The organism is Streptomyces sp. NPDC045967 (assembly GCF_056430495.1).
Genome location: NZ_JBWKLE010000003.1, coordinates 474,667 through 495,173 on the forward strand (window position 1 = coordinate 474,667; position 20,507 = coordinate 495,173).

General features: G+C 72.5%; 18 protein-coding genes. 14 read left to right on the top strand and 4 right to left on the bottom strand.

Annotated elements, in window-relative coordinates:
- The first annotated feature begins 30 nt into the window (after nt 1–30).
- Nucleotides 31–1,620 carry a phosphoglycerate dehydrogenase gene (serA, locus tag AC07FY_RS09085; RefSeq protein ID WP_479002718.1) on the top strand — a complete coding sequence of 530 codons (1,590 nt, stop codon included), beginning with the start codon at nt 31–33 and terminating at the stop codon, nt 1,618–1,620.
- A gap of 183 nt (nt 1,621–1,803) precedes the next feature.
- The gene (locus AC07FY_RS09090) at nt 1,804–2,424 is read left to right on the top strand and encodes a TetR/AcrR family transcriptional regulator (RefSeq protein ID WP_479002721.1); all 621 of its coding nucleotides are present in this window, start codon (nt 1,804–1,806) and stop codon (nt 2,422–2,424) included.
- 89 nt (nt 2,425–2,513) lie between these two features.
- Here AC07FY_RS09090 and AC07FY_RS09095 read toward each other — a convergent pair whose 3' ends face one another.
- The gene (locus AC07FY_RS09095) at nt 2,514–3,728 is read right to left on the bottom strand and encodes a PucR family transcriptional regulator (protein WP_479002724.1); all 1,215 of its coding nucleotides are present in this window, start codon (nt 3,726–3,728) and stop codon (nt 2,514–2,516) included.
- A gap of 161 nt (nt 3,729–3,889) precedes the next feature.
- Between AC07FY_RS09095 and AC07FY_RS09100 the strand changes: the two genes are divergently transcribed.
- Together AC07FY_RS09100 and pruA are read left to right on the top strand one after the other, a co-directional pair.
- On the top strand, nt 3,890–4,816 hold the full coding sequence (locus AC07FY_RS09100; protein ID WP_479002727.1) for a proline dehydrogenase family protein: 927 nt from the start codon (nt 3,890–3,892) through the stop codon (nt 4,814–4,816).
- Between the two features lie 31 nt (nt 4,817–4,847).
- Entirely contained in the window at nt 4,848–6,479 is a 1,632-nt protein-coding gene (gene pruA, locus AC07FY_RS09105; RefSeq protein ID WP_479002729.1) for an L-glutamate gamma-semialdehyde dehydrogenase, read from the top strand.
- 85 nt (nt 6,480–6,564) lie between these two features.
- Here pruA and AC07FY_RS09110 read toward each other — a convergent pair whose 3' ends face one another.
- Nucleotides 6,565–7,266 carry a nitroreductase family protein gene (locus AC07FY_RS09110; RefSeq protein ID WP_479002731.1) on the bottom strand — a complete coding sequence of 234 codons (702 nt, stop codon included), beginning with the start codon at nt 7,264–7,266 and terminating at the stop codon, nt 6,565–6,567.
- A 77-nt stretch (nt 7,267–7,343) separates the two neighbouring features.
- Here AC07FY_RS09110 and AC07FY_RS09115 point away from each other — a divergent pair, with 77 nt between their 5' ends.
- The gene (locus AC07FY_RS09115) at nt 7,344–7,889 is read left to right on the top strand and encodes a GNAT family N-acetyltransferase (protein WP_479002734.1); all 546 of its coding nucleotides are present in this window, start codon (nt 7,344–7,346) and stop codon (nt 7,887–7,889) included.
- A gap of 100 nt (nt 7,890–7,989) precedes the next feature.
- On the opposite strand, the gene AC07FY_RS09120 is transcribed toward AC07FY_RS09115, so the two are convergent.
- Complete coding sequence (locus AC07FY_RS09120; RefSeq protein ID WP_479002737.1) at nt 7,990–8,937, bottom strand: NADP-dependent oxidoreductase; 948 nt, start codon at nt 8,935–8,937, stop codon at nt 7,990–7,992.
- On the opposite strand from AC07FY_RS09120, the gene AC07FY_RS09125 reads away from it, so the two are divergent.
- From AC07FY_RS09125 to AC07FY_RS09140, 4 genes are all read left to right on the top strand, one after another.
- On the top strand, nt 8,879–9,730 hold the full coding sequence (locus AC07FY_RS09125; RefSeq protein WP_479003193.1) for a LysR family transcriptional regulator: 852 nt from the start codon (nt 8,879–8,881) through the stop codon (nt 9,728–9,730). The genes AC07FY_RS09120 and AC07FY_RS09125 overlap by 59 nt on opposite strands.
- A gap of 260 nt (nt 9,731–9,990) precedes the next feature.
- Entirely contained in the window at nt 9,991–10,122 is a 132-nt protein-coding gene (locus tag AC07FY_RS09130; RefSeq protein WP_479002740.1) for a hypothetical protein, read from the top strand.
- Nucleotides 10,123–10,249: 127 nt separating this feature from the next.
- Entirely contained in the window at nt 10,250–11,290 is a 1,041-nt protein-coding gene (locus AC07FY_RS09135; RefSeq protein WP_479002743.1) for a 3-isopropylmalate dehydrogenase, read from the top strand.
- A 224-nt stretch (nt 11,291–11,514) separates the two neighbouring features.
- Nucleotides 11,515–12,600: a branched-chain amino acid aminotransferase gene (locus AC07FY_RS09140; RefSeq protein WP_479002746.1), complete on the top strand. Its 1,086-nt coding sequence runs from the start codon at nt 11,515–11,517 to the stop codon at nt 12,598–12,600.
- Between the two features lie 123 nt (nt 12,601–12,723).
- Here the strand turns inward: AC07FY_RS09140 and AC07FY_RS09145 are convergent, their stop codons facing one another.
- Nucleotides 12,724–14,139: a cytosine permease gene (locus AC07FY_RS09145; protein WP_479002748.1), complete on the bottom strand. Its 1,416-nt coding sequence runs from the start codon at nt 14,137–14,139 to the stop codon at nt 12,724–12,726.
- A 156-nt stretch (nt 14,140–14,295) separates the two neighbouring features.
- Here AC07FY_RS09145 and ureA point away from each other — a divergent pair, with 156 nt between their 5' ends.
- The 5 genes from ureA (at nt 14,296) to cimA (ending at nt 20,472) form a co-directional block, all read left to right on the top strand.
- Nucleotides 14,296–15,072 carry an urease subunit gamma gene (ureA, locus tag AC07FY_RS09150; protein ID WP_479002751.1) on the top strand — a complete coding sequence of 259 codons (777 nt, stop codon included), beginning with the start codon at nt 14,296–14,298 and terminating at the stop codon, nt 15,070–15,072.
- 56 nt (nt 15,073–15,128) lie between these two features.
- Nucleotides 15,129–16,811: an urease subunit alpha gene (locus AC07FY_RS09155; RefSeq protein WP_479003196.1), complete on the top strand. Its 1,683-nt coding sequence runs from the start codon at nt 15,129–15,131 to the stop codon at nt 16,809–16,811.
- A 13-nt stretch (nt 16,812–16,824) separates the two neighbouring features.
- Entirely contained in the window at nt 16,825–17,874 is a 1,050-nt protein-coding gene (locus tag AC07FY_RS09160; RefSeq protein WP_479002754.1) for an agmatine deiminase family protein, read from the top strand.
- A gap of 36 nt (nt 17,875–17,910) precedes the next feature.
- Entirely contained in the window at nt 17,911–18,525 is a 615-nt protein-coding gene (locus tag AC07FY_RS09165) for a TetR/AcrR family transcriptional regulator (RefSeq protein ID WP_479002757.1), read from the top strand.
- A 327-nt stretch (nt 18,526–18,852) separates the two neighbouring features.
- Nucleotides 18,853–20,472: a citramalate synthase gene (gene cimA / locus AC07FY_RS09170; RefSeq protein ID WP_479002760.1), complete on the top strand. Its 1,620-nt coding sequence runs from the start codon at nt 18,853–18,855 to the stop codon at nt 20,470–20,472.
- The last annotated feature ends 35 nt before the right edge of the window (nt 20,473–20,507 follow it).

Below are 20,507 nucleotides of genomic sequence, written 5' to 3' on the forward strand. Positions count from 1 at the left end.
GGCCGTCCGCACTGGATCTGTGAGGACCACGTGAGCTCGAAACCTGTCGTACTCATCGCCGAAGAGCTGTCGCCCGCCACCGTGGAGGCGCTCGGCCCGGACTTCGAGATCCGCCACTGCAACGGCGCCGACCGCGCCGAGCTGCTGCCCGCGATCGTCGACGTCGACGCGATCCTCGTCCGCTCCGCGACCAAGGTCGACGCCGAGGCCATCGCCGCCGCCAAGAAGCTGCGGGTCGTCGCCCGCGCCGGCGTCGGGCTGGACAACGTCGACGTGTCCGCCGCCACCAAGGCCGGCGTGATGGTCGTCAACGCGCCGACCTCCAACATCGTGACCGCCGCCGAGCTCGCCTGCGGCCTGCTCGTCGCCACCGCCCGCAACATCCCGCAGGCCAACACCGCGCTGAAGAACGGTGAGTGGAAGCGGAACAAGTACACGGGCGTCGAGCTCAGCGAGAAGACCCTCGGCGTCGTCGGCCTCGGCCGCATCGGCGTCCTGGTCGCGCAGCGGATGTCGGCGTTCGGCATGAAGATCGTCGCGTACGACCCGTACGTCCAGCCCGCGCGCGCCGCCCAGATGGGCGTCAAGATGCTGACGCTGGACGAGCTCCTCGAGGTCGCCGACTTCATCACCGTGCACCTGCCGAAGACCCCCGAGACCCTCGGTCTCATCGGCAACGAGGCGCTGCACAAGGTGAAGCCGTCCGTCCGCATCGTCAACGCCGCCCGCGGCGGGATCGTGGACGAGGCCGCGCTGTACTCGGCCATCAAGGAGGGCCGGGTCGCCGGCGCGGGCCTCGACGTGTACGCCAAGGAGCCCTGCACGGACTCCCCGCTGTTCGAGCTCGACCAGGTCGTCTGCACCCCGCACCTCGGGGCCTCCACGGACGAGGCCCAGGAGAAGGCCGGCGTCTCCGTCGCCAAGTCGGTGCGCCTCGCGCTCGCCGGGGAACTCGTGCCCGACGCGGTCAACGTCCAGGGCGGCGTCATCGCCGAGGACGTCCGCCCCGGCCTGCCGCTCGCCGAGAAGCTCGGCCGCATCTTCACCGCCCTCGCGGGCGAGGTCGCGGTCCGCCTCGACGTCGAGGTCTGCGGCGAGATCACCCAGCACGACGTGAAGGTGCTCGAACTCTCCGCGCTCAAGGGCGTCTTCGAGGACGTCGTCGACGAGACGGTCTCCTACGTCAACGCCCCACTGTTCGCGCAGGAGCGCGGTGTCGAGGTGCGCCTGACCACCAGCTCGGAGTCCCCGGACCACCGCAACGTGGTGACCGTGCGCGGCACCCTGTCGGACGGCTCGGAGGTCTCGGTCTCCGGTACGCTCGCGGGCCCGAAGCACCTGCAGAAGATCGTCGGCGTCGGCGAGTACGACGTGGACCTGGCGCTGGCCGACCACATGGTCGTGCTGCGCTACACCGACCGGCCGGGCGTGGTCGGCGCCGTCGGCCGCGTGCTCGGCGAGGGCGGTCTGAACATCGCCGGCATGCAGGTCGCCCGCGCGGAAGAGCACGGAGAGGCCCTCGCCGTGCTGACGGTCGACGCCGAGGTCCCGGCGAACGTCCTCGCGGACATCGCCGCCGAGATCGGCGCCGTCTCGGCGCGCACGGTCAGCCTCGGCTGACCGCGGCACCCGACAGGGAAGGGCCCGGGGCGATCCCCGGGCCCTTTCGCGTCGTACGGCGCTCCTTAACCTGTCAGGGGTGCGCGCCGCCGGTACCACCGGCGGCGGCGTGCCCGTGACGCACGTCTGGAACGCTCGTCTTGGACGCCTGTCCGTGACGGCCGTCTTGCTACGGTGCCCGGCATGGGACACCGGGAAGATCTGCTCGAGGGCGCGAAGAAGTGCCTGCTGGAGAAGGGTTTCGTGCGCACCACGGCGCGGGACGTCGTCAAGGCCTCGGGTGCGAACCTGGCCTCCATCGGCTACCACTACGGCTCGAAGGACGCGCTGCTGGCCCAGGCGTTCGTCGCCCTGATGGACGAGCTGGGCGAGGACTTCCAGGGCGGGACGGAGGGCGAGGGAGGCTCGCTGGAGCGGTTCCGCGCGGTCTGGCAGCGGTTCCTCGCGCACCGGGAGGAGGCCGGTCCGGTCTGGTCGGCGGGCCTGGAGGTCGCCCTGGCCCGCGACCGGATGCCCGAGCTGGCGCGCCTGCTCACCGCCTCGCAGGCCGAGGGGCGGCGCGGCCTGGTCGCGATGTTCACCGGGACCCCGGAGGAGGAGGTCACCGAACGGCAGGAGCGCACGCTCGGCACCTTCTACCAAGCGCTGCTGAACGGGCTGATGACGCAGTGGCTGTTCGACCCGGAGTCGGCGGCGAGCCCGGAGGAGTTGACCGAGGGCCTGCGGGCGGCGGCCGCGGCGGCCCTGGCGCGCCCGGAGCCCGCGGCCGAGCCGGAAGCGGAGCGTGCCGCCGATCCCCGATAGGCAGCGGCGCGGCCGCGCGGGCATCGGGAGAACCCCGGAGCCCGGCCCTGGGAAGCCCCCTCCGTCACGCCGACCGGCGGAAGGCGGCCTCACCGCAGGCGGGCCGCCTTGAGGGCCATGTGCAGCAGCAGCCGGTCCTCGCCCTCGTCCAGGTCCAGGCCGGTCAGCTGCTCCACCCGGCCCAGCCGGTAGTACAGCGTCTGCCGGTGGATGCCGAGCGCCGCCGCCGCGCGGCCCGCCTGCCCGGCGTGGTCCAGGAACACCTCGGCCGTACGGGCGAGTTCGCGGTGGGCCGGGCCGAGCAGCGCGCGGGTCGCCGGATCGTCCACCGGATCGGCGGCCAGCGCCGCCAGCAGCCGGTAGGGGCCGATCTCCGTCCACCGCGCGACGGGCCCCAGGCCGGGCTGCGCGGCGGCCGCCCGGGCCGCGGCGACGGCCTGGTCCCAGGCGGCGGGCAGGTCCGGCAGGGCCCGCACCGGGTCGGCGACCCCGGCGGTGGCCGCCCGCTGCCGCGGGTCCGCGGCGGCTGCCCGCGGCAGGAGCCGCTCCGCCGCCGTCAGGGCGGGAGCCAGCGCGTCGGCCGAGCGCAGCCTCAGCAGGACGGCCAGCGCGGGGGGACGGCCGCCCGGCGCCGTCCCGGCCTCCGGGCCGCCGGGGCCGCCCCGGCCGCCGGGCACGGTTTCGCCCGGCACCACGCAGAGCGCGGCGGCGCCCGGCACCGAGGCAGGCGCCTCCCCGGACCACGGCGTCACGCACACCGCCGCGTGCAGTCCCTCCGCGGCGGGGCCCAGCGCCACCCGCAGCGCGGCCACCGCCATGTCCTGCTGCCAGCCCCGCGCCGCCGTCAGCACCGCGGCGAACTCGCGCGACAGATCGGCCCCCGCCTTCGCCTCCTCGTCGAGCAGGACCCCGATGCGCTCGGCGACCTCCATGGCCGCGGCCAGCTCCGCCGGGCCCGGTCCTGGGCCCGGATCCTGGTCCAGCAGCCATACGTAGCCCTGCACGACGCCCCGGCGCCGCACCGGCAGGCAGATCCGCCCCCGGAAGACCCCCGCCTCGGGCGCCGCCGGGATGTGCACCGGACCGGTGGCGCGGGCGATGCCGAAGCCCTCGAACCAGGACCGGACCGCCGCCGTGGACTGCCGGGTCAGGATCGAGCGGGTGCGCACCGGGTCCATCGCCCCGTCGTCGTCGCTGTCGTGCGCACCGAAGGCGATCAACCGGAAGTCGCGGTTCTCCAAGGTCGCCGGCGCGCCCAGCAGCGCCGAGATCTCGTCCACCAGGTCCTGGTAATCGCCCTTCACCCGGTCATTCTCCCACCGCTGCCCGGTCTCCTCAGACAGATGTATGAGATCGCGGACACGGATGCGTGACAGCTGTCGATGGCAGAGGATCGAACCGGTCCTTAGGTTTCACGGTGGTTCCACTTGCGCTTTTCTTCCTGTCACCCGTTGGAGGTGCACCCGTGCTGGGTCCCGTGATCCTCGCCGCTTCGCGCAGCGCCGCAATGCGTCGTATCGTCTCCGCCGCTCCGGTGACCAAGCCCGTGGTGGACCGGTTCATCCCCGGTGAGACGGTCGACCAGGTGATCCCGATCGTCGAGCAGCTCACGCGCGGCGGCCTGGAGGTCACCCTCGACGTCGTCGGCGAGGACATCACCGAGGTGGCGCAGTCGTACGCCGCCCGTGACGCCTACCTCCAGCTGATCGAGCGCCTCGCGGGCCTCGGCCTCGGCGAGACCGTCGAGATGTCCGTCAAGCTGTCGATGTTCGGCCAGGCGCTGGAGGGCGGCCACGAGCTCGCCCTCGCCAACGTCCGCCCGGTCGTCGAGGCCGCCGCCGCCATCGGCACCACCGTGACGCTCGACGCCGAGGACCACACCACCCTCGACTCGATGTTCGCCATCCACGAGGAGCTGCGGAAGGACTTCCCGCAGACCGGCTGCGTCATCCAGGCGTACCTCTTCCGCACCGAGGCCGACGCACGCCGCCTGGCCGCCTCCGGCAGCCGCGTCCGGATCGTCAAGGGCGCCTACAAGGAGCCCGCCGAGGTCGCCTACCAGGACCGCGCCGAGATCGACAAGGCGTACGTCCGGATCATGCGGATCCTGATGGACGGCGAGGGCTACCCGATGATCGGGTCCCACGACCCGCGGCTCATCGCCATCGGGCAGGAGCTGGCGCGCCAGGCCGGGCGCAAACTGGACGAGTACGAGTTCCAGATGCTGTACGGCATCCGCAGCGAGGAGCACCTGCGGCTCGCCGCGGAGGGCCACCGGATGCGGGTGTACACCGCCTACGGGACGGACTGGTACGGCTACTTCATGCGCCGCCTCGCGGAGAAGCCGGCCAACCTGCTGTTCTTCCTCCGCTCGATGATCACCAAGAACTAGCCAAGAACTAGGTCAAGGAGTTACCAGCCCCATGGATGCTGTGACCCAGGTCCCCGCTCCGGTCAACGAGCCGGTCCACTCGTACGCCCCCGGCAGCCCGGAGCGCGCGCGGCTCGAAGCACAGCTCAAGCAGCTGTCCGAGAACCCGGTCGACCTCCCCATGACGATCAACGGCGTCAAGCGGATGGGCGGCGGCGAGCGCTTCGACGTGGTCCAGCCGCACGACCACAAGTCGGTGCTCGGCACCTACGCCAACGCCACGCAGGCCGACGCCCAGGAGGCGATCGACGCCGCCCTGGCCGCCGCCCCGGCCTGGCGCTCGATGTCCTTCGACGACCGCGCCGCGATCATCCTGCGCGCCGCCGAGCTGCTGTCCGGCCCCTGGCGCGAGAAGCTCGCCGCCTCGACCATGCTGGGCCAGTCCAAGACCGCCCAGCAGGCCGAGATCGACACCCCCTGCGAGCTCGTCGACTTCTGGCGCTTCAACGTCCACTTCGCCCGCCAGATCCTGGCCGAGCAGCCGGTCGCCAACTCCGCCGGTGTGTGGAACCGCAGCGACCACCGCCCGCTCGAGGGCTTCGTCTACGCGATCACCCCGTTCAACTTCACCGCCATCGCGGGCAACCTGCCGACCGCCCCCGCCCTGATGGGCAACGTGGTCCTGTGGAAGCCGTCCCCGACGCAGACGCACTCCGCGGTCCTGCTGATGGAGCTCCTGGAGGAGGCCGGCCTGCCCAAGGGCGTCATCAACCTGGTGACGGGCGACGGCATCGCCGTCTCCGAGGTGGCCCTGACCCACCCCGAGCTGGCCGGCATCCACTTCACCGGCTCGACCAAGACCTTCCAGTACCTGTGGAAGACGGTCGGGAACAACATCGAGAAGTACCGGTCCTACCCGCGCCTGGTCGGCGAGACCGGCGGCAAGGACTTCGTCGTCGCCCACCCGTCGGCGGACCGCGCCATCCTGAAGACCGCCCTGACCCGAGGCTCCTTCGAGTTCCAGGGCCAGAAGTGCTCGGCGTCCTCGCGCGCCTACATCCCGGCCTCGATCTGGAACGACGGCTTCAAGGAGTCCTTCGCGGCCGAGGTCGACGGCATCGCGATGGGCCCGGTCACCGACCTGACCAACTTCATCGGCGCCGTCATCGACGAGCGCTCCTTCGCGAAGAACAAGGCCGCGATCGACCGCGCCAAGGCCGACCCGACCTGCGAGATCGTCGCGGGCGGCACGTACGACGACTCGGAGGGCTACTTCGTCCGCCCGACCGTCATCGCGTGCACCGACCCGGAGAACGAGGTCTTCACGACCGAGTACTTCGGTCCGATCCTCGCCGTGCACGTCTACGAGGACGACGAGTACGACGCGATGCTGGCGCAGATGGAGTCCGTCTCGGCGTACGCCCTGACCGGCTCGATCATCGCGGCGGACCGCTACGCGGCGGCGCACGCGATGGAGAAGCTCCGCTTCGCGGCGGGCAACTTCTACATCAACGACAAGTCCACCGGCGCCGTCGTCGGCCAGCAGCCCTTCGGCGGCGGCCGCGCCTCCGGCACCAACGACAAGGCCGGCGCCGCGTCCAACCTGCTGCGCTGGACCTCGACCCGCTCGATCAAGGAGACCCTGGTCCCGCCGACCGAGTACGGCTACCCCCACATGGGCTGATCCGCGCCCGCGTGAACCCCGCCCCCGCTCCGGTACCCCCAAGTCCGGAGCGGGGGCGGTTTGGCGTGCGGCCGGTCCCGCCGGATCAGACCTCGATGACGACCTGGTCCAGTGACTTGCGGACCAGGTCCGGGACCTCGCAGTCCTGCGCCGGGTAGCCGACCGGGACCACCGCGAAGGCCTTCTCGTTCTCCGGGCGGCCCAGCACCTCGGAGAGGAAGCGCATCGGGCTCGGCGTGTGGATCAGCGCGGCGAGTCCCGACAGGTGCAGAGCGGTCAGGAACATTCCGACGGCGATGCCGACCGACTCGTCGACGTAGTAGTGCTTGTGCCGGGTGCCGTCGGGGCCGAGCCAGTAGCGCTGCTGGAAGACCACGACCAGGGCCGGGGCGTCCGTCAGGTGGGTCTTGACGGCGTCGGTGCCGAGGGGGCGCAGGGCCGCGAGCCACTCCTCGCCGAGCCGGCCGTCGTAGGAGAGGACCTCCTCCCGCTCGGCCGCGTCGCGGATCCGGCGGCGCACGGCCGGGTCCTTGACCAGGACGAAGGTCCACGGCTGCTGGTGGGCGCCGGACGGGGCGGTCGCGGCGCACGCGATGGCGTCCCGTACGACCTGCTCCGGCACGGGGTCGGGGGAGAAGTGGCGTACGGTCCGCCGCTCGTCCATCCGCGCCCTCAGCTCGGCGGCGCGCGCCAGGGACTCGGGCGCGGGCATGCGGGCGGGCCGGTAGGGGGCGGGCCGGTACGGGCGGCCGTGGAGGGGGGTCCATTGCTCAGTGGTGGGCGACATGGAGCGAGTGTCCTCGTGCCCTCAGGGGGTCGGCCAGGAACGCGCAGGCCGAATCATGGCCGGAGGACACTGGTTCCATGACCGATACACGGACACGTCTCGCGCACACCTCGCAGTTGGGCCCCGGCACGCTGGAGGAGATCCGGGCGCTGCTCGTCCCGGCGTTCGACGGGGACTTCTCCGACGAGGACTTCGAGCACGGGCTCGGCGGGATGCACGCACTGGTGCACGAGAGCGGGGAGCTCGTCGCGCACGGAAGCGTGGTGCAGCGGCGCGTCCTGCACCGGGGGAGGGCGCTGCGGGTCGGGTACGTCGAGGCCGTGGCCGTCCGGACCGACCGGCGCGGACGGGGGATCGGCAGCGCCGTCATGGCGGGCCTGGAGGCGGTCATCGAAGGGGCGTACGTGCTCGGCGCGCTGTCGGCGTCCGAGGAGGGGGCCGCGCTGTACGAGCGCCGCGGGTGGACGGTGTGGCAGGGGGCGGTCGGGGTGCTCGGGCCCCGGGGGCCCGAGCGGCTCCCCGAGGAGGAGGGCAGCACCTACCTGTGGGCGCCGCCCGGCGGGGCCCTGCCGGATCCCGCAGGCCGGCTCGACTTCGACTGGCGCGACGGGGACGTGCTCTAGGTCCTGGCGTCGAAGTGGCGCGGGCCAGGCGCCGCTTCGACGACAGGGCCCAGGGCGCGTCTTTCGGATCGGGCCGGATCAGCCGCGCGCGGCCGGGGGTTCATACATCGAGCCGGACGAGCATCTTGCCCACGTTCTCCCCGCGGAGCATGCCCAGGAAGGCGTCCACCGTGCGGTCGAAGCCCCGGACCACGGTGGCGTCGGTCGTGACGGCGCCCGTGCGCAGGTGGGGGACGAGGAGGTCCTCCAGTTCCTCCTGCAGGTCGGTGTGGTCGCGCACCAGCACCCCCTCCAGCCGCAGGGACTTGTGGACGACCTCGAAGAGGTTGCGGGGCGCGGCGGGGGAGCGGTCGCCGTTGTAGGTGGAGACGGCGCCGACCCAGGCGATCCGCCCGTACGCGCGCAGCGCGCCGATCGCGCCCTCCAGGTGCTCCCCGCCGACGTTGTCCACGTAGACGTCGATGCCGTCCGGCGCCGCCTTCGCGAGCTGCTCGCCGACGGGGCCGTCGTGGTAGTCGAAGGCGGCGTCGAACCCGAGGTGCTCGGTCAGGTGGCGGACCTTGGCCGGCGAACCCGCGCTGCCGATGATCCGGCGGGCGCCGAGCAGCCGGGCGATGCGGCCGGTGGCGGTGCCGACCCCGCCGGCCGCGGCGGAGACGAACAGGTCCTCGCCCTCCCGCAGGGCGGCGGTGCGGGTCAGGGCCGCGTACGCGGTGAGGCCGGTGCCGCCGAGGATCGAGAGGTACGCCTCCAGGGGGACCCCGTCGGGGACCCGCAGCCTGCGGGCCCCGGCCGCGCCGAGGGTGACGAGGGCGTGGGTGCGCCACCTCTCGCGGTGGAAGACCAGGTCGCCCTCGGCCAGGCCCGGGTCCCGGGAGGCGATCACACGGCCGATCGCGCGGCCCTCCAGCGGGGCGTGCAGCGCGAAGCCGTCCTGGCCGCCGTCCATCAGGCCGCGGTGGTACGGGTCCACGGAGAGCACGAGGTTCCTGCTCGCGGTCGCCGAGTCCGGTGGGTTCTCCGCCGCTGCCGCCGCGCTCGGACTCACCCAGTCGGCCGTGTCGCACTCCGTGCGCGGCAGCGAGGCCAAGATCGGCGCGGTGCTCTTCGAGCGGGGGCGGACCGGGGCCTCGCCCACCCCCGCGGGTGAGCGGGCCGTCGGCCACGCCCGCCGGATCCTGCGGCTGTACGAGGTGATGGCCGCGGAGGTGCGCGGCGCGGGCCGGACCGCCCCGGGCGGCGACATCCTCGCGGGGGTCATCCGGATCGCCGCGTTCCGCAGCGCGGCCCTGCACCTGCTGCCGCCCGCCCTGGAGCGGCTGACGGCCCGCCACCCGGGGATCCGCCCCGAGGTCCGGGTAGTGCGCGAACTCGGGGCGGGCGCCGCCGGGGAGGTGGCGGCCGGCCGCGCCGACCTGGGCATCGCCACCCTGGGCGGGCCCGGGCAGACGCCGCCCGGCCTGCTGACCGGGGTGCTCGCACAGGAGGCGTACGCGCTGGTCCACCCGGCCGGGCATCCGGACCCCAGGAGCCTGCCGCTCCTGGACTGGCACGAGAACTGCGGCTCCTACACCCGGGCGTGGTGGCGCGAGCAGGACTGGATCCCGCCCGCCACCGTCACGGCGGAGGACGACGGGATGGTCCTGACGATGGTCGGCCGCGGGCTCGGCATGGCGATCCTGCCGGAGCTGTCGCTCCGCGAGGTCGGCGAGGCGGTGCAGATCACCGATCTGGGGCCCCGGAGGCCGGTGAGGCAGGTGGGATACGTCACCACACCGGAATCTGCCGCCACCCTTGCCGTAAGGGCTCTGATCAGGGAACTTCGCTCCGAGAAGGGGTGAATCGGATGCCTGGAAGGGGTCGTTGCGGGGGCTTCCGCGTCTCAGATAGTAGGAAGTCCGAGTAATTGCGGAGACATACAGGCGGACCTGCCCTAGCTTTGTAGGAGCCGAACGTCTCGCCGATCAGGCGAATGGTGGTCGAGAGCGCGCGCCCCCGGCAGGCAACCCCTGCGGCGCACTGCTCCCCGCCTCTTCCGGCGCCTTGAAGGAACCCCTCATCCGTGGCTCCGCCACGCCGTGATCTCAAGGAGTCGATCCACATGACCCCCACCACCGCCGCGGTCCGCCGCGTCCGCCACTCCTCCACCGCCGACACCGACCGCCGCAACGCCGCCGCCGCGCTCCAGCGGGCCCTCGACCGCCGTGACAACGGCGGCTCGACCGGCCACTGACACCGGCCGCGGGGCACGGCCGGGCACCCGCCCGGCACGCACGGGCCCACGACATGTTGCGTCCTCGTTCGTCCGGATGCTGGACGCAATATGTCTGAGGGCTGGGACAGGGAGTACGGTTTCGTCCATGTCGACCAGCATCAATCTCGCAGTGATCCCCGGTGATGGCATCGGCCAGGAAGTCGTGGCTCAGGGCCTGAAGGTCCTTACCGCGGTCCTGCCCCAGGATGTGAAGCTGGAGACCAGGCAGTACGACCTCGGCGCGCAGCGCTGGCACCGCACGGGTGAGACCCTTCCGGACGCGGAGCTGGAGGCGCTCAAGCACCACGACGCGATCCTGCTGGGTGCCATCGGCGATCCCTCGGTTCCGTCCGGGGTGCTGGAGCGCGGGCTGCTGCTGAAGCTCCGCTTCGCCTTCGACCACTTCATCAACCTGCGTCCCTCGAAGCTGTTCCCGAACACGGCGACCCCGCTGGCCGGCCGTCCGGAGATCGACTTCGTCGTGGTCCGCGAGGGCACCGAGGGTCCGTACACCGGCAACGGCGGCAGCCTGCGCACCGGCACCCCCGCCGAGGTGGCCACCGAGGTCAGTGTGAACACCGCCTACGGCGTCGAGCGCGTCGTGCGCGACGCCTTCGAGCGGGCCGACGCGCGGCCGCGCAAGAAGCTGACGCTGGTCCACAAGAACAACGTGCTCGTGTACGCGGGGCACCTGTGGAAGAACACCTTCGACCGGGTCGGCCGGGAGTACCCCGAGGTCACCACCGACTACCTGCACGTCGACGCCGCGACGATCTTCTTCGTCACGCAGCCCGAGCGCTTCGACGTCATCGTCACCGACAACCTCTTCGGTGACATCCTCACCGACCTCGCCGCGGCCGTCACCGGCGGGATCGGCCTGGCCGCCTCCGGGAACATCAACCCGACCGGTGCCTTCCCCTCGATGTTCGAGCCCGTGCACGGCTCCGCCCCCGACATCGCGGGCACCGGCAAGGCCGACCCGACCGCCACGGTCCTCTCCGTCGCCCTCCTCCTGCGCCACCTCGGCTACGAGGACCAGGCCGTCCGCATCGAGGAGGCGGTCAGCGCCGACCTCGCCGAACGCGACGGCACCTTCCGCTCCACCGACGCGATCGGCGACGCACTCGCCGCGCGCGTAGCCGGCTGACCCGGCAGCACCACTCCAGGAAGCCGTCGGGTCACACACGGACCCGGCGGCTTTTCCTGTGCGGCCCCGGGTGCCACCATCTCCCCTGGGCCGCTACCCCGCTTCTCCGCAGCCAGGCCACGCGCGATAATCGAACGCGAGGCCGCGGAATGCGGGGAAGCTCGGACGTCCTAGTACGCCGTGAGCGCGGTCCGCCATACACAACCGGTGAAGGACAAGCACTCATGACGACGCCCACGATCGAGCTCAAGCCCTCCTCGAACCCGCTGTCCGACGCGGAGCGCGAGGCGATCCTGGCCAGCCCCGGCTTCGGCCGCCACTTCACCGACCACATGGTGACGATCAAGTGGACCGAGGGCCGCGGCTGGCACGACGCCGAGCTGGTCCCCTACGCGCCCCTGTCGATCGACCCGGCGAACATGACGCTGCACTACGCGCAGACGATCTTCGAGGGCCTGAAGGCCTACCGCCAGCCCGACGGATCCGTCGCCACCTTCCGCCCCGAGGCCAACGCCGCGCGCTTCCAGGCATCGGCGCGCCGGATGGCCATGCCGGAGCTGCCGGCCGAGCTGTTCATCGAGGCGTGCGACGTCCTGATCCAGCAGGACCGCGCCTGGGTCCCGGACTCCGGCGAGGCATCGCTCTACCTGCGGCCGTTCATGTTCGCCTCCGAGGTCGGCCTCGGCGTCCGCCCGGCGAACGAGTTCCTCTTCATCGTCATCGCCTCGCCCGCCGGCGCGTACTTCCCCGGCGGCGTCAAGCCCGTCTCCGTCTGGCTCTCCGAGGACTACGTCCGCGCGGTCAAGGGCGGCACCGGCGCGGCCAAGACCGGCGGCAACTACGCGGCCTCGCTGGTCGCGCAGGCCCAGGCGGCCTCGCACGGCTGCGACCAGGTGGTCTGGCTCGACGCCGTCGAGCACCGCTGGATCGAGGAGATGGGCGGGATGAACCTGTACTTCGTGTACGGGGACCGCATCGTCACCCCCGAGCTCACCGGCTCACTGCTCCCCGGCATCACCCGCGACTCCCTCCTGACCATCGCCCGCGACCTCGGCTACACCGCCGAGGAGGGCCGCCTGACCACCGAGGACTGGCAGCGCGACAACGCCGACGGCACCCTCACCGAGGTGTTCGCCTGCGGCACCGCCGCCGTCATCACCCCCGTCGGCTCGGTCAAGTCCGAGCGTGCCGCATGGACGCAGGGCGACGGGCGGCCCGGCCCGGTCACCATGCGCCTGCGCAAGGCCCTGCTGGAACTCCAGACCGGCCACGCCGCGGACACCCACGGCTGGATGCACCCGCTCGGCTGATCCGGCGCCCCCCGCCGCGTACGGACGAAGGCCCGCGCTCCCGACAGTGGAGCGCGGGCCTCCGCGTTCATGGGGGCGGGGCGGGCGGGGCGGCGCGGGGGGCGCGGCCGCGCCGCCCGCTGGTCAGGCGGTCGCCGGCTCCTCGGACGGGACCACCGCCGCAGCGGTGCGCGCGGTCAGGGCCGTGTAGACGAGCCCGCCGACCAGTCCGGAGAGGACGAAGGAGCAGTCCACACCGCCGGTCAGGGCGAGCAGCGGCCCCTCGTAGAACGGGGTGGTCACGGCGAGCAGGCCGACCCCCGCCCCGATGGCCCAGGACGCGGTGGCGGCCGCGTTCCACCCGCCGCGGTACCAGTAGGCCCCGCCCACCGAGCGGCGGTTGAAGACCTGGAGCGCGTCGGCGTCGTACTGCCCCTTGCAGCGCACGTGCCCGATCAGGGTGATCACGGCCCACGGGGTGCCGATCGCGGTCAGCAGCAGGACGAAGGAGGTCATCGCCGCCTGCACGTCCCACTCGAAGGAGCCGATGAAGACGAACGCGGTGGCGACGGCCGCGGCGATCACGGTGGCCGTGGTGCGGGTGGCCCGGGGCACGATCGCGTCGAGGTCGAGCCCCATCGAGTACAGCATCAGCCCGGCGTTGCCCACCGAGCCGGCGGCGGCCGCGGCGAGCAGCGGGACCAGGTACCACAACGGCGCGGCCTCGACCAGCGGCCCGGCGTAGTCGGTCCCGGCGCGCGCGGCGAGCGCGGTGAAGGTGCCGAACAACTGCGGGACCAGCAGGCCGACGAGCAGGCCGAGGCCGGTGGCCCACAGGACCTTGCGGGAGCCGTGGCGGCGCGGGGAGATGTAGCGGGTGTAGTCGCCGAGCAGGGTGATGAAGGCGACGGGGCCGCTGAGTCCGGCCGCGACGACGGCGAGCAGCCAGGTCGGCCAGAAGGAGCCGAGCAGGTAGGCGGTGTCCGGCGGCGCCGCGGTGGTGAACTCGGGGGCGTAGGCGACGACGCCGACGGCGAGCAGGAGCACCATGCCGACGGACAGCACCTTGCTCATGCGCAGCAGCAGCCGGTAGCCGAAGACGGCAGCGACGACCGTGCACAGGGCCAGCGCCCCGTACATGGCGCCCCGCGAGACGCCGCTGTCCGGCAGCCCGGTGAGCCGCGCGAGCACGCCGACCATGACGTCGCCGCCGATCCACAGGGTCAGCGCGGTGTAGCCCAGGGACAGCAGCAGGCCGACGACCGAGCCGACGAGGCGGCCGCGGACGCCGAACTGGGCTCCGCTGGAGGTGGAGAGGTTGGTGGCGGTGCGCAGGGAGACCAGCGCCAGCGGCGCGGTGAAGGCGATGCCGACCAGGGTGCCGGTCACGATGGCGGTGACCGAGGGCCACAGCCCCAGTCCGAAGGACGGGGGAAGCCAGCCGAACACGATGACGCCGAGGCAGAGGTTGGACCCGAGCAGGATCGCGACCAGGTCCCGGGGGCCACTCGTCCGCTCCTCCTCGGGGATGGTGTCGACTCCGCGCTGTTCGATGGGCATAGGGGGACTCCCTTGCAGGGCGGGGGGTGGTTCCGCTTGGCTTTGAGCGACACTCAATGTGACGCAAGCCCTGGTCCGAGGTCAATGCTTCAAGGACCGGAATCAAAGAGTTAGAGTGATGCTCTAACCCATTGACTCAAGAGGTGGTGGATCGGCGTGCGGCTGACCCCTACGGAGCGCGACCGGCTGCTGCTGCGCAGCGCCGCGGAACTGGCCAGGGCCCGACGGGCCCGCGGCCTCCGGCTCAACGTCCCGGAGGCCACCGCGCTGATCGCGGACACCGTCTGCGAGGCCGCGCGCGACGGCAAGCGGCTCGCGGAGGCCATCGAGGAGGCCCGCCGCGTGCTGGGCCCCGACGACGTCCTGCCCGGCGTGGCCGACGTGGTGACCGAGGTGCACGTGGAGGCCGTCTTCGACGACGGCTCCCGGCTCGCGGTGGTCTCGTCCCCCGTCCAAGGCGCGGTGCCGCTCGGCGACGACGCCCCCGGGGCGGTCCTCACCGGGCCGGGCGTCCCCCAGCCCGAGCCGGTGCTGCACCTGCGCGTGCGCAACACCGCGCCCGTGCCGGTGAGCGTCACCTCCCACTTCCACTTCTTCGAGGCGAACCCCCGGCTCGACTTCGACCGTGCGGCCGCCTACGGCATGCGGCTGTGCGTGCCGGCGGGCTCCTCCGTACGGTTCGACCCGCACGGCGAGGGCGAGGTCGGGCTCGTCCCGATCGGCGGCGCCCGCGTCGCGATCGGCTTCGCGGGCCTGGTCGACGGCCCCCTGGACGCCCCCGGGGCCAAGGAGCTCGCGCTGGCCCGGGCCGAGGCGTGCGGATACCTGGGCGCCGCCGGCCCGTCCGGCTCCGCCCCGGCGTCCGGCACCACCCACGCCGCACCGGCCCCGCCGGTCGACGGCGCCGAACGAGCGGACGGAGAGCAGCGTTGAGCAGGCAGACCCCGCACAGCGACCACAGCGCCCACTGCGCGCCGGGCAGCCGGCACATCGACCCGCAGGAGTACGCCTCCGTCTTCGGCCCGCGCGTCGGCGACCGGGTGCGGCTCGGCGACTCCGGGCTCACCGTCCGCGTCGAGTACGACGCCCAGAAGCCCGGCGACGAGTTCCTGGCCGGATTCGGCAAGACCGCCCGCGACGGCCTGCACCTGAAGGCCGCCGCCGTCCGCGAGACCTGCGACGTCGTGATCAGCAACGTCCTGGTGATCGACGCGGTCCTCGGCATCCGCAAGGTCTCCATCGGCATCCGCGAGGGCCGCATCCACGCCATCGGCCGGGCGGGCAACCCCGACACCCTCGACGGGGTCGACGTCGTCGTCGGCACGGGCACCTCGATCGTCTCCGGCGAGGGACTGATCGCGACCGCCGGAGCCGTCGACACCCACGTGCACCTGCTCTCCCCGCGCATCATGGAGGCCTCCCTCGCGGCGGGCGTCACCACGGTCATCGGCCAGGAGTTCGGCCCGGTCTGGGGCGTCGGCGTCAACTCCCCGTGGGCGCTGAAGCACGCCTTCAACGCCTTCGACGCCTGGCCCGTCAACATCGGCTTCCTGGCCCGCGGCTCCTCCTCGGACGCCGCCCCGCTGGTCGAGGCGCTCGCCGAGGGGGGCGCGTCCGGCTTCAAGGTGCACGAGGACATGGGCGCCCACACCCGCGCGCTGGACACCGCCCTGCGCGTGGCCGAGGAGCACGACGTACAGGTCGCCCTGCACAGCGACGGCCTCAACGAGTGCCTCTCCGTCGAGGACACCCTGCGGGTGCTGGACGGCCGGACCATCCACGCCTTCCACATCGAGGGCTGCGGCGGCGGGCACGTGCCCAACGTGCTGAAGATGGCGGGCGTGCCGAACGTGATCGGCTCCTCCACCAACCCCACCCTGCCCTTCGGCCGGGACGCGGTCGCCGAGCACTACGGCATGATCGTCTCCGTCCACGACCTCAAGCCGGACCTCCCGGGCGACGCCGCCATGGCCCGCGACCGGATCCGCGCCGGCACCATGGGGGCCGAGGACGTCCTGCACGACCTCGGCGCCATCGGCATCACCTCCTCCGACGCCCAGGGCATGGGCCGCGCCGGCGAGACCATCCGCCGCACCTTCGCCATGGCCGCCAAGATGAAGGGCGAGCTGGGCCCGCTGCCCGGTGACGGCGAGGGCGACGACAACGCCCGCGTGCTGCGCTACATGGCCAAGCTGACCATCAACCCCGCCATCGCCCACGGCCTCGCCCACGAGATCGGCTCGATCGAGGTCGGCAAGCTCGCCGACATCGTGCTGTGGCGCCCGCAGTTCTTCGGCGCCAAGCCGCAACTGGTGCTCAAGTCCGGCTTCCCGGCGTACGGCGTCACCGGAGACCCCAACGCCGCCACGGACACCTGCGAACCGCTGGTCCTGGGGCCGCAGTTCGGCTCGTACGGGGCGACGGCCGCCGACATCTCGGTCGCCTTCGTCTCGGCCGCCGCGGCGGCCCTCGGGAGCGACGCGATGCCGACCAGGCGGCGCCGGGTCGCCGTCCGCGGCACCCGCGGCATCGGCCCCGCGGACCTGCTGCTCAACTCCCGGGTGGGCGCGGTCGATGTGGACGCGCGCAGCGGCCTGGTCTCCCTCGACGGGGAACCGCTGCGCTCCGAAGCCGCCGAATCGGTCTCCCTTAACCGCCTGTACTTCCTCTGAGGACTTGCCTGTCATGACTGCACAGCCCGTGAACGACGGCTTCCGGATGCCCGCCGAGTGGACGCCCCACGAGCGGACCTGGATGGCCTGGCCCAGCCCCAACCCCACCTTCACCGACGAGCGGGAACTCGCCGAGGCCCGTGAGGCCTGGGGCGCCGTGGCCCGCGCGGTGCGGGCGTACGAGCCGGTGACGCTCGTCGCCTCGCCGGGCGACGCGGAGAACGCCCGCGCCATCGCGGGGGCGGGGGAGGGCCACGAGCTCACGCTGGTGGAACGCGAGCTGGACGACGCCTGGATGCGCGACATCGGCCCGACCTTCGTCACCAACGACGCCGGCGAGCTGGCGGCCGTCGACTGGACGTTCAACGGCTGGGGCGCGCAGGAGTGGGCCCGCTGGGAGCACGACTCCAAGATCGCCCGGCATGTCTCGGACGTGGTGGGCACCCGCACCTACAGCACCCGCCTGGTCAACGAGGGCGGCGCCATCCACGTCGACGGCGAGGGCACCGTCCTGCTCACCGACACCGTGCAGCTCGGCGAGGGCCGCAACCCCGGCTGGACCCGCCGGCAGGTCGAGGCGGAGATCCACGCCCACCTCGGCACCACCAAGGCCATCTGGCTCCCGTACGGCCTGGCCGGCGACTACGGCACCTACGGCACCCAGGGGCACGTGGACATCGTCGCCGCCTTCGCCCGCCCCGGCGTGGTGATGGTGCACACCCAGCCCGACCCGGCCCACCCGGACCACGAGCGGTGCAAGACCATCGCCGCCATCCTGCGGGCGTCCACCGACGCGCGGGGCCGCCGGCTCGAGGTGGTGGAGATCCCGGCGCCGACCGTGCTCGAGGAGGACGGGGAGTGGGTGGACTACTCCTACATCAACCACTACCTGTGCAACGGCGGTGTCGTGCTGTGCTCCTTCGACGACCCGCGCGACGAGGAGGCAGCGGAGATCTTCCGCGGACTGTTCCCCGAGCGGACCGTGACACTGGTTGACGCACGTACGATTTTCGCCGGGGGTGGCGGGATCCACTGCATCACCCAGCAGCAGCCGAAGGTCTGACGACCGCACCGGCGCGAAGACGACGAGGAGTGGGCCATGGCGGCGGGTGGAGTACCGGTACGGGCGGCGCGCAAGAACGCACCCCCGCGCGAGGACGTACTCGTCGCCGCCATGGCCACGATCGCCGAGCGCGGCCTGGAAGGGCTGACCATGGCGGGCCTCGGCCGTGAGGTCGGCATGAGCAGCGGCCACCTCCTCTACTACTTCCGCAGCAAGGACGAGCTCCTGCTGCAGACCCTGGAGTGGAGCGAGGCCGAGCTGGGCACCGAGCGGCGGGCGCTGCTCTCGCGCCGCGGCCCGGTGCGGGAGCGCCTGGAGGCGTACGTGGACCTCTACGTGCCCACGCGGCCCCGGGACCCGCACTGGACGCTGTGGCTGGAGGTCTGGAACCGCTCCCAGAACGCGGGCCCCCAGGAGCGCGACCGCCAGGCCGCCATCGAGGGCGCCTGGCACCGCGACCTGGTGGCGCTGCTCGCGGAGGGGATCTCGCGCGGGGAGTTCCGGCCGGTGGACCCAGATCGCCTGGCGGCACGCGTCCGGGCCCTGCTCGACGGGTTCAGCATCCAGCTCGCGGTGGGTCTGCCGACGGTGGACCGGTCGGCCATCCTCGACCACGTCCGGGAGTTCCTGTCCGAGGCCCTCACGCCGTAGGCCGCGTCCTCGGGGGCCGGACCGGATCCGCTGCCCGCATGCTGAGATTCCTGTCCACCCGCGGCGGACGGTGTGGCACACTGCGAGCGTGCCTGCTCAGCTCGTGATTATCGCCAGCAGCGCGCCGGTCCACAGTGGCCGCTGAACCGCGGTAGAACCTCGCGGAAGCGGCCACCGTGCCTCAGACCCGCGCGCAGACCTCTCGCTACCCGCGAGGGGTCTTTTCGTTTACCGGCACCACCCCGCCGGGAGCGGACCGCGCGCGATGATGGGGGCAGTGGGCCCCCGGGCATCCGGAACCACTCATCCGACAGGAGTCAGATCAGCATGACGACGACATCAGGGGCGGCAGCAGCGGTCCTCGACGACGGCTTCCATGTCTTCGACACCACGCTGCGCGACGGCGCCCAGCGCGAAGGCATCAACCTCACGGTCGCCGACAAGCTGACGATCGCCCGGCACCTGGACGACTTCGGAGTGGGCTTCATCGAAGGCGGCTGGCCCGGCGCCAACCCCCGCGACACCGAGTTCTTCGCCCGCGCCCGGGCCGAGATCACCTTCAAGAACGCCCAGCTCGTCGCCTTCGGCGCCACCCGGCGGGCGGGCGGCGAGGCGGCCGCCGACCCGCAGGTCCGCGCCCTGCTGGAATCCGGCGCCCCCGTGATCACCCTCGTCGCCAAGTCCCATGACCGCCACGTCGAACTCGCCCTGCGCACCACCCTGGACGAGAACCTGGAGATGGTCCGGGACACCGTCTCCTACCTGGTGGCCCAGGGCCGCCGCGTCTTCGTCGACTGCGAGCACTTCTTCGACGGCTACCGGGCCAACGCCGAGTACGCCAAGTCCGTCGTGCGCGCCGCCCACGAGGCCGGCGCCGACGTTGTCATCCTCTGCGACACCAACGGCGGGATGCTGCCCGCCCAGATCACCGCGACCGTCGCGACCGTCCTCGCGGACACCGGCGCACGCCTCGGCATCCACGCCCAGGACGACACGGGCTGCGCCGTCGCCAACACCCTGGCCGCCGTGGACGCGGGCGCCACCCACGTGCAGTGCACGGCCAACGGATACGGCGAGCGCGTCGGCAACGCGAACCTGTTCCCCGTCGTGGCCGCCTTGGAGATCAAGTACGGCCGCCGGGTGCTCCCCGAGGGCGCCCTCGCCGAGATGACCCGCATCTCGCACGCCATCGCCGAAGTCGTCAACCTGACGCCCTCCACCCACCAGCCGTACGTGGGGGTCTCCGCCTTCGCCCACAAGGCGGGCCTGCACGCCTCGGCCATCAAGGTCGACCCCGACCTCTACCAGCACATCGACCCGGAGCGGGTCGGCAACACGATGCGCATGCTGGTCTCCGACATGGCCGGGCGGGCCTCGATCGAGCTCAAGGGCAAGGAGCTGGGGGTCGACCTCGGCGATGACCGCGCGCTGATCTCCCGGGTCGTGGAGCGGGTCAAGGAGCGCGAGCTCAAGGGCTACACCTACGAGGCCGCCGACGCCTCCTTCGAGCTGCTGCTGCGCGCCGAGGCCGAGGGCCGGGCCCGCAAGTACTTCCGCATCGAGTCCTGGCGGGCGATCGTCGAGGACCGCCCCGACGGCACCCACGCCAACGAGGCCACCGTCAAGCTGTGGGCCAAGGGCGAGCGGATCGTCGCGACGGCCGAGGGCAACGGCCCGGTCAACGCGCTGGACCGCGCCTTGCGGGTGGCCCTGGAGCGGTTCTATCCGCAGCTCGCCAAGTTCGAGCTGGTCGACTACAAGGTCCGCATCCTGGAGGGCACGCACGGCACGGAGTCCACGACGCGCGTGCTGGTCGCCACGACCGACGGCGTCCGGGAGTGGTCCACGGTGGGCGTGGCCCCGAACGTGATCGCGGCCTCCTGGCAGGCCCTGGAGGACGCCTTCACCTACGGGCTCCTGCACGCGGGCGTCGAACCGGCCGAGTGAACGGGCGGTCCTTATGTCCGGCTCACGCATGAAAT

Coding starts and splice junctions, on each gene's coding strand:
- pruA (WP_479002729.1), top strand. CDS start 4,848: ATGGATGCTGTGACCCAGGTCCCCGCTCCGGTCAACGAGCCGGTCCAC.
- AC07FY_RS09140 (WP_479002746.1), top strand. CDS start 11,515: ATGACGACGCCCACGATCGAGCTCAAGCCCTCCTCGAACCCGCTGTCC.
- AC07FY_RS09145 (WP_479002748.1), bottom strand. CDS start 14,139: ATGCCCATCGAACAGCGCGGAGTCGACACCATCCCCGAGGAGGAGCGG.
- AC07FY_RS09115 (WP_479002734.1), top strand. CDS start 7,344: ATGACCGATACACGGACACGTCTCGCGCACACCTCGCAGTTGGGCCCC.
- cimA (WP_479002760.1), top strand. CDS start 18,853: ATGACGACGACATCAGGGGCGGCAGCAGCGGTCCTCGACGACGGCTTC.
- AC07FY_RS09130 (WP_479002740.1), top strand. CDS start 9,991: ATGACCCCCACCACCGCCGCGGTCCGCCGCGTCCGCCACTCCTCCACC.
- AC07FY_RS09090 (WP_479002721.1), top strand. CDS start 1,804: ATGGGACACCGGGAAGATCTGCTCGAGGGCGCGAAGAAGTGCCTGCTG.
- AC07FY_RS09165 (WP_479002757.1), top strand. CDS start 17,911: ATGGCGGCGGGTGGAGTACCGGTACGGGCGGCGCGCAAGAACGCACCC.
- AC07FY_RS09160 (WP_479002754.1), top strand. CDS start 16,825: ATGACTGCACAGCCCGTGAACGACGGCTTCCGGATGCCCGCCGAGTGG.
- AC07FY_RS09135 (WP_479002743.1), top strand. CDS start 10,250: ATGTCGACCAGCATCAATCTCGCAGTGATCCCCGGTGATGGCATCGGC.
- AC07FY_RS09110 (WP_479002731.1), bottom strand. CDS start 7,266: ATGTCGCCCACCACTGAGCAATGGACCCCCCTCCACGGCCGCCCGTAC.